Origin of the sequence: Mesorhizobium tianshanense, from assembly GCF_007830515.1 — a bacterium.
In the GTDB taxonomy this organism is placed as follows: Bacteria; Pseudomonadota; Alphaproteobacteria; order Rhizobiales; family Rhizobiaceae; genus Mesorhizobium; species Mesorhizobium tianshanense.
Map to the genome: position 1 here is coordinate 212,033 of NZ_VLKT01000001.1, position 16,249 is coordinate 228,281.

15 protein-coding genes are annotated in these 16,249 nt (G+C 64.4%); 2 read left to right on the plus strand and 13 right to left on the minus strand.

Annotated elements, in window-relative coordinates; all coding sequences use genetic code 11:
• Positions 1-55: 55 nt before the first annotated feature.
• Both IQ26_RS01100 and IQ26_RS01105 read right to left on the minus strand, forming a co-directional pair.
• On the minus strand, positions 56-3,142 hold the full coding sequence (locus tag IQ26_RS01100; protein ID WP_145711475.1) for an efflux RND transporter permease subunit: 3,087 nt from the start codon (positions 3,140-3,142) through the stop codon (positions 56-58).
• Entirely contained in the window at positions 3,139-4,392 is a 1,254-nt protein-coding gene (locus IQ26_RS01105) for an efflux RND transporter periplasmic adaptor subunit (RefSeq protein ID WP_407660300.1), read from the minus strand. The genes IQ26_RS01100 and IQ26_RS01105 overlap by 4 nt, the downstream gene beginning before the upstream one ends.
• Positions 4,393-4,541: 149 nt before the next feature.
• Here IQ26_RS01105 and IQ26_RS01110 point away from each other — a divergent pair, with 149 nt between their 5' ends.
• Both IQ26_RS01110 and IQ26_RS01115 read left to right on the plus strand, forming a co-directional pair.
• Positions 4,542-5,078: a TetR/AcrR family transcriptional regulator gene (locus tag IQ26_RS01110; RefSeq protein WP_145711479.1), complete on the plus strand. Its 537-nt coding sequence runs from the start codon at positions 4,542-4,544 to the stop codon at positions 5,076-5,078.
• Between the two features lie 233 nt (positions 5,079-5,311).
• Complete coding sequence (locus tag IQ26_RS01115; protein ID WP_145711482.1) at positions 5,312-5,581, plus strand: hypothetical protein; 270 nt, start codon at positions 5,312-5,314, stop codon at positions 5,579-5,581.
• A 9-nt stretch (positions 5,582-5,590) separates the two neighbouring features.
• Here IQ26_RS01115 and IQ26_RS01120 read toward each other — a convergent pair whose 3' ends face one another.
• The 11 genes from IQ26_RS01120 to IQ26_RS01170 form a co-directional block, all read right to left on the minus strand.
• Entirely contained in the window at positions 5,591-6,676 is a 1,086-nt protein-coding gene (locus tag IQ26_RS01120) for a Gfo/Idh/MocA family protein (RefSeq protein ID WP_145711483.1), read from the minus strand.
• A 77-nt stretch (positions 6,677-6,753) separates the two neighbouring features.
• Positions 6,754-7,518 (minus strand): ATP-binding cassette domain-containing protein, encoded by a 765-nt coding sequence (locus tag IQ26_RS01125; protein ID WP_145711485.1) that lies wholly within the window; start codon positions 7,516-7,518, stop codon positions 6,754-6,756.
• Complete coding sequence (locus tag IQ26_RS01130) at positions 7,515-8,516, minus strand: ABC transporter permease (RefSeq protein ID WP_145711487.1); 1,002 nt, start codon at positions 8,514-8,516, stop codon at positions 7,515-7,517. Before IQ26_RS01130 ends, IQ26_RS01125 begins: the two co-directional genes overlap by 4 nt.
• Positions 8,513-9,502, minus strand: a complete 990-nt coding sequence (locus IQ26_RS01135; RefSeq protein WP_145711489.1) for a sugar ABC transporter substrate-binding protein — start codon at positions 9,500-9,502, stop codon at positions 8,513-8,515. The genes IQ26_RS01130 and IQ26_RS01135 overlap by 4 nt, the downstream gene beginning before the upstream one ends.
• Positions 9,503-9,876: 374 nt before the next feature.
• Positions 9,877-11,007 (minus strand): ABC transporter ATP-binding protein, encoded by a 1,131-nt coding sequence (locus tag IQ26_RS01140; RefSeq protein ID WP_407660299.1) that lies wholly within the window; start codon positions 11,005-11,007, stop codon positions 9,877-9,879.
• Entirely contained in the window at positions 10,961-11,992 is a 1,032-nt protein-coding gene (locus tag IQ26_RS01145) for an ROK family protein (RefSeq protein ID WP_145711491.1), read from the minus strand. Before IQ26_RS01145 ends, IQ26_RS01140 begins: the two co-directional genes overlap by 47 nt.
• Positions 11,992-12,714: a ribulose-phosphate 3-epimerase gene (locus IQ26_RS01150; RefSeq protein ID WP_145711493.1), complete on the minus strand. Its 723-nt coding sequence runs from the start codon at positions 12,712-12,714 to the stop codon at positions 11,992-11,994. The genes IQ26_RS01145 and IQ26_RS01150 overlap by 1 nt, the downstream gene beginning before the upstream one ends.
• Positions 12,711-13,544 (minus strand): alpha/beta fold hydrolase, encoded by an 834-nt coding sequence (locus tag IQ26_RS01155; RefSeq protein ID WP_145711495.1) that lies wholly within the window; start codon positions 13,542-13,544, stop codon positions 12,711-12,713. The genes IQ26_RS01150 and IQ26_RS01155 overlap by 4 nt, the downstream gene beginning before the upstream one ends.
• Complete coding sequence (locus tag IQ26_RS01160; RefSeq protein ID WP_145711497.1) at positions 13,544-14,362, minus strand: sugar phosphate isomerase/epimerase family protein; 819 nt, start codon at positions 14,360-14,362, stop codon at positions 13,544-13,546. The genes IQ26_RS01155 and IQ26_RS01160 overlap by 1 nt, the downstream gene beginning before the upstream one ends.
• Complete coding sequence (locus tag IQ26_RS01165; RefSeq protein WP_145711499.1) at positions 14,363-15,439, minus strand: Gfo/Idh/MocA family protein; 1,077 nt, start codon at positions 15,437-15,439, stop codon at positions 14,363-14,365.
• A gap of 10 nt (positions 15,440-15,449) precedes the next feature.
• Positions 15,450-16,223, minus strand: a complete 774-nt coding sequence (locus IQ26_RS01170) for a sugar phosphate isomerase/epimerase family protein (RefSeq protein ID WP_145711629.1) — start codon at positions 16,221-16,223, stop codon at positions 15,450-15,452.
• Between the last annotated feature and the right edge of the window lie 26 nt (positions 16,224-16,249).

The window sequence follows — 16,249 nt, forward strand, 5'->3', positions numbered from 1 at the left end:
GGGTCGGACATCACTGCCCAAGAAAAAGGCCGGAATTTCCGGCCTTTTTTGTCAATCAATCAATCGGCACCGGCATCAGCTTCGGGTCCGGTTTCTCGGCGTGATGCGGCAGGTCCTTGCTGGCGATGAAGGTGTAGAACATCGGCACCACGAACAGGGTGAACACGGTTCCCACCAGAATGCCGGTGAAGATCACCAGGCCCATCGAATAGCGCGCTGCGGCACCCGCGCCGCTGGAGATGATCAGCGGTACCACGCCGAGCGCCATCGCCGCCGTCGTCATCAGGATCGGCCGCAGCCGCACCTTGGCCGACGCGATGATCGCATCGCGCCGGCGCATGCCGTGGAGCTCGCGCTGCTGGTTGGCGAACTCGACCAGCAGGATGCCGTGCTTGGTGATCAGTCCGATCAGCGTGATCAGGCCGACCTGCGTGTAGATATTGAGCGTTCCCAGCCCCAGATTGAGAGGTACGATCGCACCGAAGATCGACAGCGGCACCGACATCATGATGATAAAGGGATCGCGGAAGCTTTCGAACTGCGCCGCCAGCACCAGGTAGATGACGAGGACGGCGGCGGCGAAGGCGATGAGGATCGTGTTGCCCTGTTCCTTCTCCTGCCGCGACTGGCCGGTATAGTCGATGAAGAACGTCTCGGGCAGACTTTCCCTGGCGAGGTCCTCGATGGTCTTCAGCCCTTCGCCGGTGGTGACGGTGGGCAATGGCAGAGCGGAAATCGTGGCTGAGTTCAACTGGTTGAACTGCTCGATCGCGGCCGGCGATGCGTTGGTCGAGATCGTCACCACCGCCGAGAGCGGCACCATCTCGCCCGACGCGCTGCGCACGAAATATTCGGCCAGCTTTTCGGGATTGTCGCGGAATTGCTGCGGCACCTGCGGGATAATGTCGTAGCTGTTGGATTCGCGATCGAATTGCGCCACTTTGTTGCCGCCGACCAAGAGGGTCAGCGTCCGGCCGATGTCGGCGATCGGCAGGTTGAGCGCCGCGGCGCGGTCGCGGTCGATCGTCACCGTCACCTGTGGCGCGTCGAAGGTCATCGAATTCTGCACCACAATGAAGCGGCCGGAGGCCTGCGCCTTGTTCTTGATCTCCTCGGCCGCCTCGTACACCTGGGAGGCGTCGCCGGTAGAGCGAACGACCATCGTGATCGGCAGGCCGCCGCCGGAGCCGGGCAGCGTCGGCGGTGCGAAGACGAAAGCTTCGACGCCCGCCACCTTGCTGAGGCGACCCGTGATGTCCTCCTGGATTTCCTTCGAGCTGCGCGTACGCTCGGCCCAGTCCTTGAAGGCAAAGCCGACGAAAGCGCTGTTCGTCTGGCCGCCGCCGAAGGCGACCGCCGAGAACTGCGCCCGCGTCTCAGGCAGGTCCTTGACCAGGCCGAGTATCTGATTGACGTAGCTCTCGGTATAGTCCGACGTCGCGTAGCGGGGCGCGGTCACCAGCGAAAGCAGGAAGCCCTGGTCTTCTTCCGGCGCCAGTTCGCTCGAGGTCTTGGTGAACATGAAGCCGGTTGTGGCGACCAATGCGATGACGATCATCAGCGTAACCGGGCGATATTTCAGCGAGCCGGTGACCAGCCGTTCATAGACGTTTTCGACGCGCCCGAACGTATTGTCGACAATGCGCTGGAAACGGCTATGCGAACCGGCCTTCAGGATGCGCGCCGACATCATCGGCGTGATGGTGAGGGCGACGACACCCGAAAGCACCACCGAGCCGGCAAGCGTCATCGCGAATTCGCGAAACAGTGCGCCGGTCAGGCCGCCGGTGAAGGCCAGCGGCGCGAACACGGCGGCCAGCGTTATCGTCATGGCGACGACGGCGGACGAGATCTCCCGCATGCCGTTGAAGGCCGCCTGCATTGGCGACATGTTTTCTTCTTCCATGTGGCGGTGAATGTTTTCCACTACCACGATGGCGTCGTCGACGACGAGGCCGATCGCCAGCACCATGGCCAGCAACGACAAAAGGTTGATCGAATAGCCCACCGAAAACAGCAGGAAGCAGACGCCGATCAGCGACAGCGGAATGGTCACGATCGGCATCAGCACCGAGCGGAACGAGCCGAGAAAGAGCAGAATCACGACGATGACGATGGCGACAGCCTCGCCGATGGTCTTGAACACCTCCTCGATCGACGCGCTGATCTGCTCTGTCGAATCGTAGACGATCTCGATCGTCATACCGAGCGGCAGCGTCTCCTGGATCGTCGGCACAATTTCGTGGATCGCCTCCGCTGTCGACAGCGGATTGGCGGCCGGCGTCGGGAAGATGGCGAGGAAGATGCCGGGCTTGCCGTTGAAGCTGACCCTGGTGTCGGTGTTCGCCGCGGCGAGCTCGACGCGCGCCACGTCGCGCAGTCTCACCACGTTGCCGTCTTGCGAACGGAGCGGAAGGGCGGCAAAAGCCTCCGGCGTCTGCAGCGTCGAGCGGACGGTGATCGAGGAAACCACATACTCGTTTTCGGTATTGCCGGGCGCGGAGAGGAAATTCGAATTGTTGATGGCGGTCAGCACTTCCGCCGCCGTCACGCCGCGCGCCGCCAGTTTGATCGGGTCGATCCAGACGCGCATCGAATATTCGGCGGCCCCGAAGATCTGCACGTCGGCGACACCCTCGACCGTCGACATGCGCGGCCGCACGACGCGCTCAATATATTCAGTGAGCTGCTCCGGCGTCATGTTCGGATTCTGCATCGAGATGTACATCATCGCGAACTGCTCGCCGGTGCCCTTGACGATCACCGGGTCTTCGGCCTCGTCCGGCAGATCGCCGCGTACGCCTTGTACCTTCGACAGGACCTCGTTCAGTGCGACGTCCGGGTCGGAGCCGAGTTTCATCTGCACCGTGACGGTGCTGGAGGACGGCCGGCTTGCCGACGTGACATAATCGATGTTTTCGGTCGAAGCGACGGCACGGGCGATCGGCGCGGAAATGAACCCTTGGATCAGGTCGGCGCTGGCGCCGGGATAGGCGGTGGTGATCGTGATGGCCGTTTCTTCAACCTCCGGATACTGCCGGATCGAAAGGTTGAAGATGCCCTGGAAACCCAGAAGCAGGATCATCAAGGCGAGCACGGTCGAAAGGACCGGGCGGCGGATGAAGATGTCGGAAAAGCTCATTGCTGGGCCGCCTGCTGGTTCGCCGGCTTGGTCGGGTCGATCGTGTTGTCGACGGCGACGGACATGCCGTTGGAGAGCCGGTTCTGACCGGCGGTAACGACTTCGTCGCCGGGCGCGATGCCTTCCAGAATCTCAACCAGGCCGGCATTGCGGCGGCCGGGCCTGACGAACACCTGGGCGAGCACGAGCTGCGGCTTCTGTTCTTCCGCTGTCGGTGCTGCCGCCGGCTTTTCCTCGGGTTTTGCCGCGGGCGCTTCCGCTGCGGGCTTCGCTGCATCCGTGGCCGGCTTTTCTTCCGGCTTTGCAGCAGCAGGGGTCGCGCCATTGGCCGCGGCAGGCTTCGCCGGACGCACAACAAAGACGAAATCACCGTATAGGCTGGAGGTCAGCGCGGTCTGCGGCACCGTCAGTACGTCGTTTTCCTCGGGCAATTCGACGCGCACCTGCACGAACTGGCCAGGGGTCAGCTTGCCTTCGGGATTGGCGACCTCGGCCCTGATCGTCACCAGCCGGCTGGTCGGGTCGATCTTGGGGTCGATACCGCGGATGGTGCCGGCGAACGGCATCTCGCCGTCGCCGATGCCCAGCCGCACCGTCTGGTCGATCTTCAGCAGCGGAAGCTGCTGTTCGGGGATCGAGAAATCGACCCGCATCGTCTCCAGGTCTTGCAGGGTTACCACGGAAGTGCCGGGTGTGAGATACTGGCCGAGATCGATCCTGGGAATGCCCACTGTGCCGCCGAAGGGCGCCGTCAGCTGCTTCTGATCGAGCACCGCTTGCAATTTTGTCACCTGCGAGGCGGAGGCCGTGGCCGTCGCCCGCGCCGTGTCGAGCGTCACATCCGAGCCGACGCCGCGTCGCTGCAGTTCGATGGCGCGCGCCTGCGCCGTCTGGTCGAGCGCGGCTTGCGCCCTCGCCGCCTCGAGATCGGCGCGTTCGACGGCATCGTCGAGCTGAAGGAGAACCGCGTCGCCTTCAACCTTCTGATTGGCATGAAACAGGATGTCCTTGACGATGCCGGCGGTTTCGACTGTCAGATCGACGCCGCGGACCGCGCTGACCGTGCCGATCGCCTCGACGCCCGGCGTCCAGTCCGTCGGCTTGACGATTGTCGTCGACACGGTCGCGGCCGGCGGCTTCATCGTAGCGAAGAATTGCTGGATCGCATTGTCGCGGAACAGATTGAAACCGACGATGCCGCCGCACACTAGTACGAGCAGAATGAAGGCGATGATGAAGCGCTTGATCACAAACAATCCCCTCGGCCGGCGACCGGTGTAACGGTCGGGTATCGGAACACATATCCATGCTGGGTTCCGATTTCAAATGACGGCGGTCTTACTGTACCGTCTGGACGGTCTTGTCAATTGGGCCTAGGCTAATGTATTGGGAGGGATTGATGAAAGTTCGCAGAGCAAATTCGCGCGACAGGATACTCGCGGCCGCCGCCGACGTGGCACGCGAGACAGGGCCCGGCAGCCTGTCGCTGGACGCCGTCGCCAGCCGTGCTGGCGTGTCTAAAGGCGGCTTGTTGTACAATTTTCCGACCAAGGCGAAACTGATGCAGGCGTTGGTGGAGGACTACTTGCGCGAGTTCGAGCGGGCGCTGGAGTCCGCCCGCACGAGCGGCGCCAGCGACGAAAGCCCGCTTGCGGCCTATATCAGGCTTTCGGCCGAACGTGCCGAGGAATCGAAACCGTCGGCTTCCTGGATATTTTCGGCGATCGCCGAGGATCCCGATTTCCTGACACCGATAAAATCGTTCAGGCGGCAGGTTTTCGAGCGGCTCAAGGAAGAGACGCCGGACCTCAAGGCGCTGCTGGTCTGCTATCTCGCCATCGAAGGGCTTCGCAGTATGAACCTCTTCGACTCAGACGTCCTTTCACAGGACGAGCGTCGGTTGCTGGTATCCTCTTTGCTGGAGATTGCGGGATAGATTGCCGGGAGCCATTGGGCCGGCGCGCTTCAGGCCGGCCATGGTGCGCGCCTTCGTTGACCTGCTGGTGGCGGCGGCTGAACGAAAGCGCGCGTAGCTCCATCCCGGGTTGATTGCCATGACTGGCCGGCCAAGTGGTTGAGCCGGTTGCCCAAGGCGCCGCTCAGGAAACTTTTGTCCGGCTGGCGCTTTTGGATGTATACTGGGAATCTGTATGGCCAGGAGGGTTGCCGATGACGAGAAAAAGCTTTGCGATCCGCGCCCTTGTTTTCGGGGTGGTCTGGAGCATATCCGCCTCGGCTTTCGCTGGAAGTCGCGACCACAAGGCCCAATCCGAACGCTACGTTCCCGCAGATGGCGATATCATCGACATCCTGTTCGGCGGACCGCGCTACTATGACCAGCAATTAGTCACTACGGCCGCGGGAGCCTGCTCCTACCACAGGGTCGGGCCTGACGCGAATGCGTTGAACAAGATCAACGATCATCACTGCGGGAAGTAGGGAGTGGCCTCAGCGGCCGCCGGTCTCCTTCATGCGCTCGATGATCTCGGCCATCAGGGCGAGGTCGCGGCGAGAGTCCGCGAGGTCCGTCAGCGGCTTCGTGCCCTCGGTCACGTGGCGGTGGAAGGTTTCGAGCTCATTGGAGAAGGCATCGCCATAAAGCGGCCCGAAGGCTTTGGTCACCGGGCCGAACGGTCCGGCTTCCGTCACTTCGAGCCGCGTCGGCAGGCTGCGGATATAGGGCGTGTCATAGATGATGCGTACCCGCTTCTTGTTCGAGCGCACCTCGATCATGGCGTCGAATAGGCCCAGATCGTCGACGACCGCGTCGTACAGACAAGCAAAGTGGCCATAGTCGAAGGTCACTGAGGTGTTGGCGCCGCCATTGGTGCGGTGCGCCGCCAGCACGCGGACCGGCTCGCCGATGAGCCCGCGCATCGCCGAAATATGGTGCGAGGAGAGCGCGGTCAGGCCGCGATAAGCGCGAACCAGATCGGCGGGCGCATCGCTGCCCACCACTTCGCGGATCAGTGCTTCGCGCTCCTTTGCGCCCCGCGCCAGCAGGGCCGGATCGATGTCGGTGGGATAGAGAATGTTCTGGCTTTTCTTCAGAAAATGACGGCCTTCCGAGATCAGGTCGAAGATACGGACATGGGTGATGTTGGCAGAGTCGGGCAGTTCCTCTCGCGCTGCCTGATAGGCTGGAGCGTAGCGGCGCATGTAGCCGATGAAGATCGTCTTGGCGTAGTTCGGCGTCAGCGCCAGAAGCTCGTCGATCTCGCGCACCGTCAGGCAGGCAGGCTTTTCCAGGAGAATGTGCTTGTTCGCCTGGATGGCGGCACGCACGAAGCGGCTGTGGGTCTCGTCGGATGAGAGGATGAAAACCGCGTCGATATCCGGCGAACTGATCAGCGCTTCTGCGGAATCGAAGGTTGCCGCGGTTGGATATTCGGAGCGGCACAGCGCCACGAGGCTTGGCGAAACATCATAGACGCCAGCGATTAGCCAGCGGTCCCGCTGATTGCTCAGCACCGGCAGATGGATCGACTGCGCAACCTCTCCAAGCCCTACAAGCCCGACACGGATCACCGCCACGGCACACTCCCTTGCAAACCAATTGCTTCAGCCAACAGCTCGTTTCAACGACAGGTGCGGCTCGACCCGGCCGTTCGTCATGCCGCACCAGTGACGAGCGCGACGAGTTCGTTGCCGGTGGTCTGCGACGAACGCACTGTCGCCACCATCCGTCCCGCCCGCATCACCCAGATCTGGTCGGACAGCCGCCGCACCTGATCGAAATTGTGACTGACCAGGATGACGCTCACCTCCTGCTCGCGCAGGCGCCGGATCAGGGCTTCGACATTGGCCGTTTCCTGCACGCCGAGCGCTGCCGTCGGTTCATCCATCACCACCAACTTGGCGCCGGAGCCAGCGGCGCGGCAGATCGAGATCGCCTGCCGCTGCCCGCCAGAAAGGCGCCGCACGCGCTGGTTGACCGAAGGCATGTTGATCGACAGGCGTGACAGCATGGCGCGAGCCCGCTGCTTCATGGCGGCCCGGTCGAGCAAGGCAAAGGGGCCGATCCGGCGCACGATCTCGCGGTTGAGGAACAGGTTCTGCGCCACGGTCAGTTCGTCGATCAGCGCCAGGTTCTGGTGCACCGTCTCGATGCCGGCCTTGCGCGCCTCGTCGGGGTTGGCGAAGGGGTGTGGCCGGCCGTCGAAGAAGATCCTTCCCGCATCCGGCACATGCACGCCGACCAGACAGCGGATCAGCGTCGACTTGCCGGCGCCATTGTCGCCGATCACCGCGGTAACCTCGCCGCGGCGGGCCTGGAAGGCGACATCGGTGAAGGCCCGGATGCCGCCGAAATGCTTGCTCAGCCCGTCGCAGGCGAGGATCGCCTCGGACGGCGGGATGCGATCGACGGCGCTCATTTCTGATACCGCATGATCAGCGCCGCCAGCACCACGATGGCGCCCACGGCGAGCGGTTGGTAGAAGGCCGAAACGCTGAGCAGCGTCAGCCCGTTGACGAGAGCGGTGAGCATCAGCGCCCCGATCGCTGGGCCGAGAATGCTGGCGCGTCCGCCGAACAGGCTGACGCCTCCCAGGACCACTGCCGCCACCGAATTCAGCAGCAGGCTGGTGTTAATCTGCGGTTCGGCCGAGCCGATGCGCGCCACCAGAAGCAGCGAGGCGATGCCGGCGCAGAAGCCTGAAATCGTATAGGCGGCGATCTTGACCCGGTTGGTGCGAATGCCGAGCGCGCCGGCGCTTTCGACCTGGCCGCCAGTGGCCAGCAGATGCACCCCGAAGCGGGTGTGGTAGAGCGCGATATGCGCGACGATGACGGCCGCGATCGCCACCCAGACGGGATAGCCGAACGGCCCAAAGGAGCCCGAGGCCAGCCGCAGCAGGAAGGTCGAGCCGACCATCGTCGGCTCGCCGCCCGACAGGATCAAGCCAAGCCCGGTGATGCCCGAAAGCGTGCCGAGAGTCACCACGAAGTCTGGAATTTTCCCGGCGGTTATGAGGACACCGTTGAGGAAACCTACGGCGCTGGTGGCGGCGACGGCGAGCACGCATGCGAGGAAAATACCGTAGCCGGCGGCGTTGACGAGGCCGAGGATGATGGCGCCAAGCATGACCGCGGCAGCCAAGGAGAGGTCGATGCCGGCGGTAGCCACGACGAAGGTCTGGCCGATCGACAGCACGACCAGGATCGTTGCCGCCAGGAGCAGGGCCTGCAGATTGGCGATACTGAGGAAGATGGGTTGGCTGATGCCGAACACGATGACGAGGCCGACAAGGCCGACGACCGATGCCCAGTCGGCCCAGAAGGAAGGATCCAGGAGGAGAGCCGACAGGGAGGGGCGGCTCTCCTCCGCCGCGCCCGCGGTATGCACGGGCGCGTTTTGTTCAGGAGTGCTCACTTCAACATCTCGCGGAAGGGATCGGGATAGTCGCCGCCCGGGCGCGGGAAGTTCTTCAGCGAGGCTTCGGCATTGTCCTTGTTGATCAAGAGCACCGGCGCCGGCACGTTGGCGGGCAGTTCCTTGCCCATGGCCGCTGCCTTGCAGGCCTCCACGCCCATGGCGCCGACGACGTACGGATATTGGGCGACAGTGGCGGACAGTTCGCCGGCCGCGACCGATTTCAGCGCGTCGACGATGCCGTCGAGGCCGATCACCTTGACGTCCTTGCCCGAGGTCTGCACGGCACGTTCGACGCCGAGCGCCATAATGTCGTTGGCGGCGAAGAAGCCGGCGAGATCGGGATGGGCGGCGAGGATGTCGGTGGCTGCGGTCAGGGCCTTTTCGCGGTCCCAGTCGGCGCTGACCATCACCACGACGTCGAGCTTGCCTTCGACGGCCTGCTTGAAGCCCTTGATGCGAGCGTTGCTGCCGACGTCGCCGACGATGCCAGCCACAAGCGCGACCTTGGAGCCGTTCGGAACCAGCTTCAACATTTCCTCGCCGGCCAGCGCACCGGCGGCGACATTGTCGGTGCCGATATAAGTCGAGATGTCGAAGCCCGCCGCCTTGGCCTGCTCGGCGTCGATCGTGCTGTCGATGTTGACGATCGGCTTGTTTTTCTGGGCGACGGGAACAAGCGCCTGGACGAGGTTGGAGACGCTGATCGGATTGACCAGGTAGCAATCGAAATCCTGCATGGCCATGGCGGTCAGGCGATCGGCCTGTCCGGTCGCGTCGCCCATATTGGCGGCCGCCTGGACAGTGACGCCGACACCGTCGGCCTTGGCCTGCTCTTCAATGCCCTTCTGCATGTACTGGAAGAACGGATTGTCGAGGCCCTTGACGATGGCCGCGACCTTGGCCGCATCTTCGGCATGGGCCGGCATTGAAATCACGGTTGCAAACAGACCTGCGCCAAGCGTCAGGCCATTGAACATGCGCATGCTTCGTCCTCCTCCTAATTGTTGGTTGCGTTATCTGGCTCGTTTCTTGACGACCGGAATGCCTGGGCGGGGCGCGGCAATGGCTAGCCCGGCGCTTGCGACGGCAGGCTGCCGACAAATCGTCGGTCGCCATGCGGCGCGCAGATTGAGGGCCCGGGTCAGGCCACTTTTCGTATCAGGCATTTCTCCTCCCAGAGTGCCGACCAATGCAGATCAGCATTTCCGCATGTTTTATAAAAATTTGACACGCGTCAAGAATTAAAATGGTGTGCAGCGGTTTTTGCTGTGCTGCAGTGCGGCAGAAGTCGGTAGGGACGACGAAAAATGCAGCGATGAAGGATGAGCGTTGGCGCTGTCCCGCCGACGTCGGAAACTCACGCCGATTGCAGCGGCGCCAGTGCCGGGCCATCCATGCGAAACAGATGGCAAACCGACGGAGCGACGTCGAGCGCGATCGGGCTGTGCAACGGCGTCCTGTCGCCGCCTTTGGCCTGGACGACCAGCGTGATGTCGGGCGCGAGCTCGACATGCAGGATGGTCAGGCTGCCCAGCCGCTCCGCCAGCACAGCTTGTCCCTTGAACCGTCCGCTGGGCGCGATGCGCAGATGTTCCGGTCGCATGCCGAGCAGCAGCTCGTCGCCCGGTTTGGTTGTGCCCGCTGCGACCGGCACGGTAAGCGCCTGGCCGTCCGGCAAGGTCACGGTGACGCCTTCGGGGACGGTCGAGGCTACCTTCAGCGTCAGCAGGTTCATCTTCGGCGAGCCGATGAAGCCGGCGACAAAAATGTTTGCCGGCCTGTTGTAGAGATCGAGCGGCGAGCCGACCTGCTCGATCGAGCCGCCGTTCAGCACCACGATCTTGTCGGCCATGGTCATGGCCTCGATCTGGTCGTGGGTGACATAGATCATGGTCGCGGCCAGATGTTCGTGCAGGCGCATCAGCTCGAGCCGCATGCTGACCCGCAAGGCGGCGTCGAGATTGGACAAGGGCTCGTCGAACAGGAACACTTTGGGATTGCGCACGATGGCGCGGCCGATGGCGACACGCTGGCGCTGGCCGCCCGACAGCGCCTTCGGCCGCCGGTCGAGAAGATGCGAAAGCTGCAGTACCTCGGCCGCTTCTCGCACCTTGCTTTCCTTTTCCGCAGCGGAAACGCCGGCGATCTTCAGCGCAAAGCCCATGTTCTCGGCCACCGTCATATGCGGATAGAGCGCGTAGGACTGGAACACCATGGCGAGCTCACGCTCCGACGGATCGATGTCGTTGGCGCGCACGCCATCGATCAGAAGATCGCCGGCGCTGATCCTCTCCAGCCCGGCGATCATGCGCAGCAGGGTGGACTTACCGCAGCCGGACGGGCCGACGAAGACCACGAATTCGCGATCCTCGACATCGAGGTCGATCCCCTTGATGATCTCGACCGATCCGTAGGATTTGCGCGCGCCGCGCAGCTTGAGTTCAGCCGTGGCTTGCCTCCCTGGCATCGGCACGCTTGCTCGCGCCATTGTCTTCGTCCTGCGCTATCGCCAGCGGCGCGCCGGGTTCGCCTTCCCACAGGATCAGGCTTGCCGCGCCGATAAGCCCGGCCCGATCGCCAAGCTCCGCCGGCACGATCGGCACGTCGCGATAGGCCGGCATCGCCCGCTGCTCGACAGTAGACCTGATCCTCGGCGCCAGGAGGTCGAAGCCGTTGGCGAGGCCGCCGCCCATGACGATCAGGTCCGGCGAATAGAGATGAAGCAGGTTGGTGAAGCCGATGCCGAGCCACTTCGCCTCGGCGTCGACCAGTTCGAGAGCGCTGATATCACCGGCGCGCGCGGCCTCGATGACATGCCTGGCCGAGACATCGCCACCGCCGGAAAGGCGCCGGAGCAGCGAGCCGTCGCCCGGTGCGGTCAGCCGCGTGGCGCGGCGTCCGAGCGCGGTGCCGGAGGCGACGGCCTCGAAGCAGCCGACGGCGCCGCAGAAACAGCGGTCGCCCTCGCCGGTGATGGTCATGTGGCCGATCTCGGCCGCCAGCCCGCGCCGGCCATGATAAATATGGCCGTCGGCAACCACGCCGCCGCCAATGCCGGTCGATACGGTGACGAAGACCAGCGAGCCGCTGCCACGGCCGGCGCCGAAGCGCCATTCGCCGAGAGCGGCCGCATTGGCGTCGTTCTCCAGCCGCACCGGCAGGCTGAACTGCCGGCTGAGAATGTCGATCAACGGCACGTCGTGCCAGCCGGCCAGCGTCGGCGGCCCGATGACGATCCCCGCTTTGGGATCGAGTGGTCCCGGCGCGCACATGCCAATGCCAGCGACCTTTGCCTGTGGATGCTCCGCCAGCAGGGTTCCAGCCAGGGCAATAATCTGGCCGATCACCGCTTCCGATCCCGCACCCGCCATCGTCGGCGCCGAAACGCGCGCGGCAACGGCGCCGCCGCGCTCGACCAGCGCGCCACGCAGCTCCGTGCCGCCGAGATCGAAGGCAAGCGCGAGTTTCGTCATCAGGCGGCGACCTTCAGCCCATGCAGCCAGGCCATGCGTTGCGCAAGGTCGGGGTCGCCGAAAGCCAGCGAGCCAAGTACCACCGTCTCTGCTCCGGCGGCGCGCAGGCGCGGCACCGTCTCGTGGCGGATGCCGCCATCGGCGGCCAGGATGATGTCGGCTTCGCGGCCTGCCTTTTTCATCAGCGCGCGTGCCTCGATCAGGCGGTCGCAAGCCTGGTCGGACAGGCTCTGGCCCTTGACGCCGATGGAGGTACCGAGCAGCGTCACGAAAGCCACTTCAGGCAGGAAGGGGGTGACCGCCGCGACCGGCGTCTCCAGCCTGAGCACGACGCCGGCCTCGGCGCCAAGCGCATGCGCCAGCCGGACGGCACGCAGGCCGGCCTCGCCGTTTTCGGCATGGACGCTGACCAGGTCGGCGCCGGCCTCGATGAACTGCCGCGTCTGCTCCTCGACGATCTCGGCTTCGACCATCAGATGGACATGGATCGGCCTTGCCGTCAGCTTGGCGATCCGCGCCACCAGATCGGGAAAGAACAGGAAGCCGGGAGTGAAGCGGGCATCGGCGACGTCGATGTGATAAAGGTCGACGTAAGCGTCGATGCGTTTCAGGTCGCGCTCCATATTGGCAAGGTCCGCCGACCACAGGGAAAACTCGCCGAGCAGCCGGTTGCGCGGCAGGGCGGCGATGGCGGCAGGACCGGACAGGGATTTGGTCGTCATGAGGGAATAAGGCTCCGGAAATTGGCGTGGGCGTGTAGGAAATCGTTGATCTCGGCGTGGAACTCGGCGAAATGCCTGGCGCTATCGAGCGCCTTGGCAGGGATTTCGGCAAAGGTCGCGCCAGGAATAGTGGCGGCCAAATTGTGCGCGACTGACAAGGGATGTACCGCATCCACGGCGTTGCCGACGACCAGTGCCGGAACGCCAAGGCCAACGATGTCGCTTTCCGAGACTCCTGGCCCGTCGGCGGAGATGTCGGACAGGACCTGCGCGAACGACGCCGAATCCGGCCGGTCGAAAAAACCCAACAGCGAGGCGAGATTGTCAGGCGCCTCGCGCTTGAGGCGCGCAGCCGTCTGCGATTGCGCGAAGATCGTTCTTGCCTTGTCGGGGCCGTGACCGAGGATCAGGCTGGCGACCTCGGCATTAGGTTGCATGTTCGCGGGCGCCTTGTCGAAGGCCCAGGCTGGACGCACGAGCAGCAGGCCGGCCACGCGGTCCGGGTGGCGGCAGGCGAGGCGCAAGGCGATCGCAGCACCCATCGAAATGCCGCCGGCGACGAAACGGTCGAGGCCGGCTTGATCGGCGGCGGCCAGCACATCGTCGGCGAACATGCCCAGGGAAAACGGGCGGCGACCGCCGAGCTCGGAGGCACCGTGCCCGCGGCATTCCAGGGTGAGGCGCCGAATGCCGGCGTCGACAGGGAAAGCCTGGGCAACCTGCGCCTCGCTGCCGCCCAATCCGTGCTGGAACACGACCGCCAGCCCGTCGCCGGTGTCGGAAACGCGCAGCGTGGCGTCATCACGGAGCAAGGTGGTCGGACGTGCCATCACACTAGCCCTTTCAGGAAACGGGCAACCCTGGGCGCCTCTTCGGCCGAAAGTCCGTGCGTCACCAGCGACCCGTCAAAGCCTGACGCCTTGAGGCGGGTGACGAAATCCGGAAAGTCGACGACGCCACTGCCAGCGATGGCAAAGCGGCCATCGGCGAAGCGGTCCTTGGCGTGCGCCATGGCGACATGGCCGGCCGTGCGTTCGACCGCGGCAGCCACGATTGCGCGGGCTTGTGCCGCGTTGGCTTGCTCGAACAGGTTCGCCGGATCGAGAACGACGCGCAGCCGTTTCGAGCCCATCTCGGCGATGAGGCGCATCGCGTCCGCCGCCGAGGTGACGATGTTGGCCTGTTCGGGTTCGATGCCGAGATCGACGGCGTGACGCTCGGCGAGGCCAAGTGCTTTTTCCATCTCACCCCCCATATCGGCCCATGCCTCAGGGTCGGCATTGTCGGGATGATATGCCCACTGGTCGTCAGCGTTGCGCGTTCCCGTGCACAGGGTGACGAGCGGAACGGACAGGGATGCCGCGGCCTCGATGACCACGCCAAGCCGGCGCAGGCCATCGTCGCGCACGGCCCTGTCGGGGTGGGCCATGTTGTAGGTGCCCGAGAGCGCCACCAGGGCGACGCCGAAAGCATTCGACGCAGCCGCGATGGCGTTGACGGCATCGTCGGGCACCGCATCCGGCATCGACGGCAGTCCGGCGCAGGCCAGATTGAACTGGGTGACGGCAAATCCGGCGTCGCGCACGGCCGCCAGCACGCCGGCCGGCTCGCTGCCCGGGAAGGTCTTGGCGAACACCCCGACCTGCATTCAGACCGCTCCCGTCACGCTGGCGATCTCGATGCGCTCGCCGATCTCGACCGAGCGGGCGATCGCCACCATGGCGCGGATCGAGGCGAGGCCGTCCTCGACGTTGGCGCCGCGCAGCGGCTTGCCGTCCAGGACGGTCTCGGCGAGGCCTTCGAGCTGGCGCCTGAAGAAATGGCCGTCAGCGCCAAGCGGCTTGCGCGACGTCGCGTCCTTCTCATGGAAAATGTCGACCTCGCTTGCGCGGAAGTACCAGGGGTTGAAGGTCTTGGCGATCACCGAGCCGTTCTGGCCATAGAGTTGAAAACCCTCGTGCCAGTCCATGCGGACGGCCACGGTGAGGTCGAGATGGCCAAGCGCGCCATTGGCGAATTCGGTCTCGACGAACCAGCAATAGGCGCCGAAGCGCTCATTGAGGCGCGCGCGTACAGCGGTGATCTCGCCGCACAGGAAGCGCGCCGTGTCGACGAGATGCGAGCCGTGCGCCAGCATGAAATATTGCCTGAGATCGGCCTTCGGATTGCCGGCCGGTTTCCTCGCCAGCTTGCTGGTGACGGGCAGTGGCTGGACCGCGTCGGTGTTGGTGTAGCGGTGGGTGGAATCGCAATACCAGGCCTTCAGCGCCAGGATCTCGCCCATCTCGTCGCGGACGAAATCGCGCGCCGCCTCCAGCGCCGGGTCGAAGCGCTTCATGTGGCCGACCTGCAGCACCTTGCCGGAGCGCCTGACCGCATCAGCGAGTTTCTGGCCCTCTTCGACCGAGACGCCGATCGGTTTTTCGCACAGCACATGCTTGCCGGCTTCCAGCGCCTTGATCGACATCGGCACGTGATAGGCGTCCGAAGTTGCGACGATCACTGCCTCCAGTTGCGGGTCGGCCAGCATCTCACCGTAGTCGCCATACATTTTCTCCGGCTCATAGGTAGCGCCCATACGGGCGAGCAGATCGGGCGCGGCATCGCAGATCGCATAGAGATCGGCATTGGCGGCCTTCACGCAGGATTCCAGATGGGCGAACTGCGCGATCGGCCCGCAGCCGAGCACACCGACACGAAGGCGACGGTCTTGCTTCCGGATCATGGTTTCTTCCTCACGCGCCGTAGCCGCGCATCGTCTGGCGGTTGGTCTTGACCGCTGCGGCCGGATCGGCGGCGGCGGTCCCGGATTCCTCCTCCAGCACCAGCCAGCCGTTGAAATGCGGCGCGGCACCGGCGATCTCGATCACCTTAGCCGTATCGCATACACCCTCGCCGAGCATCGCCCAGGTGCCGCCGGCATCGACGTCCTTCAGATGCACATAGCGGATGCGGTCCCGGTAGGTGGTGAGCGTGTCGGCCATGTCCTTGTGGCCGCGCAGGATGTGGCCGGTGTCCGGCACCCAGCCCACCAGCGACGAATCGAGCAGCCCGAAGATCCGGTCGTAGTCGGCGCGGTCGAAGAGCAGCGTGTTGTGGTGCGAGCTCGGATGCACCGCAACCTGGACGCCTGCCTTGCGGCCGAGTTCGCCGGCCTTGTTGTAGACCTCTGCGGCGACGGCGAACTTGTCGTCGCGGGGCCCGTCGGAGACGACCGTCGCTGACCCCATCGACACCAATGCGCCCGGAAATGCGGCCGCGAAATCGATCCAGCGCCGTGCGGCCTCAAGGTCGGTGCCGATCTGATCCTTCAGCGTGAAGCCGCTCTTCGAACCGAAGGCGAAGGAGACGAGCGTCAGCCCGGACGACTTCAGCGCGGCGGTGAATTCCAGCGGCCTGTCGGCATAGCGGCCGATCATCGTGTCGGTGATCTCGATGCCGGCATAGCCGCCGTCGGCGATCGCCTTCAGGAGGTCGTCGGGACCGCCGGTAAAACGGTCTCCCAGCATTTCCCAGGTAAAGGTCTGGCAACCGA

What these genes read in the sequence shown, in the direction of transcription:
- IQ26_RS01100 (WP_145711475.1), bottom strand. Translation starts at nt 3,142, where the DNA reads ATGAGCTTTTCCGACATCTTCATCCGCCGCCCGGTCCTTTCGACCGTG.
- IQ26_RS01110 (WP_145711479.1), top strand. Translation starts at nt 4,542, where the DNA reads ATGAAAGTTCGCAGAGCAAATTCGCGCGACAGGATACTCGCGGCCGCC.
- IQ26_RS01115 (WP_145711482.1), top strand. Translation starts at nt 5,312, where the DNA reads ATGACGAGAAAAAGCTTTGCGATCCGCGCCCTTGTTTTCGGGGTGGTC.
- IQ26_RS01125 (WP_145711485.1), bottom strand. Translation starts at nt 7,518, where the DNA reads ATGAGCGCCGTCGATCGCATCCCGCCGTCCGAGGCGATCCTCGCCTGC.
- IQ26_RS01135 (WP_145711489.1), bottom strand. Translation starts at nt 9,502, where the DNA reads ATGCGCATGTTCAATGGCCTGACGCTTGGCGCAGGTCTGTTTGCAACC.
- IQ26_RS01140 (WP_407660299.1), bottom strand. Translation starts at nt 11,007, where the DNA reads ATGGCGCGAGCAAGCGTGCCGATGCCAGGGAGGCAAGCCACGGCTGAA.
- IQ26_RS01145 (WP_145711491.1), bottom strand. Translation starts at nt 11,992, where the DNA reads ATGACGAAACTCGCGCTTGCCTTCGATCTCGGCGGCACGGAGCTGCGT.
- IQ26_RS01150 (WP_145711493.1), bottom strand. Translation starts at nt 12,714, where the DNA reads ATGACGACCAAATCCCTGTCCGGTCCTGCCGCCATCGCCGCCCTGCCG.
- IQ26_RS01155 (WP_145711495.1), bottom strand. Translation starts at nt 13,544, where the DNA reads ATGGCACGTCCGACCACCTTGCTCCGTGATGACGCCACGCTGCGCGTT.
- IQ26_RS01160 (WP_145711497.1), bottom strand. Translation starts at nt 14,362, where the DNA reads ATGCAGGTCGGGGTGTTCGCCAAGACCTTCCCGGGCAGCGAGCCGGCC.
- IQ26_RS01165 (WP_145711499.1), bottom strand. Translation starts at nt 15,439, where the DNA reads ATGATCCGGAAGCAAGACCGTCGCCTTCGTGTCGGTGTGCTCGGCTGC.
- IQ26_RS01170 (WP_145711629.1), bottom strand. Translation starts at nt 16,223, where the DNA reads ATGCTGGGAGACCGTTTTACCGGCGGTCCCGACGACCTCCTGAAGGCG.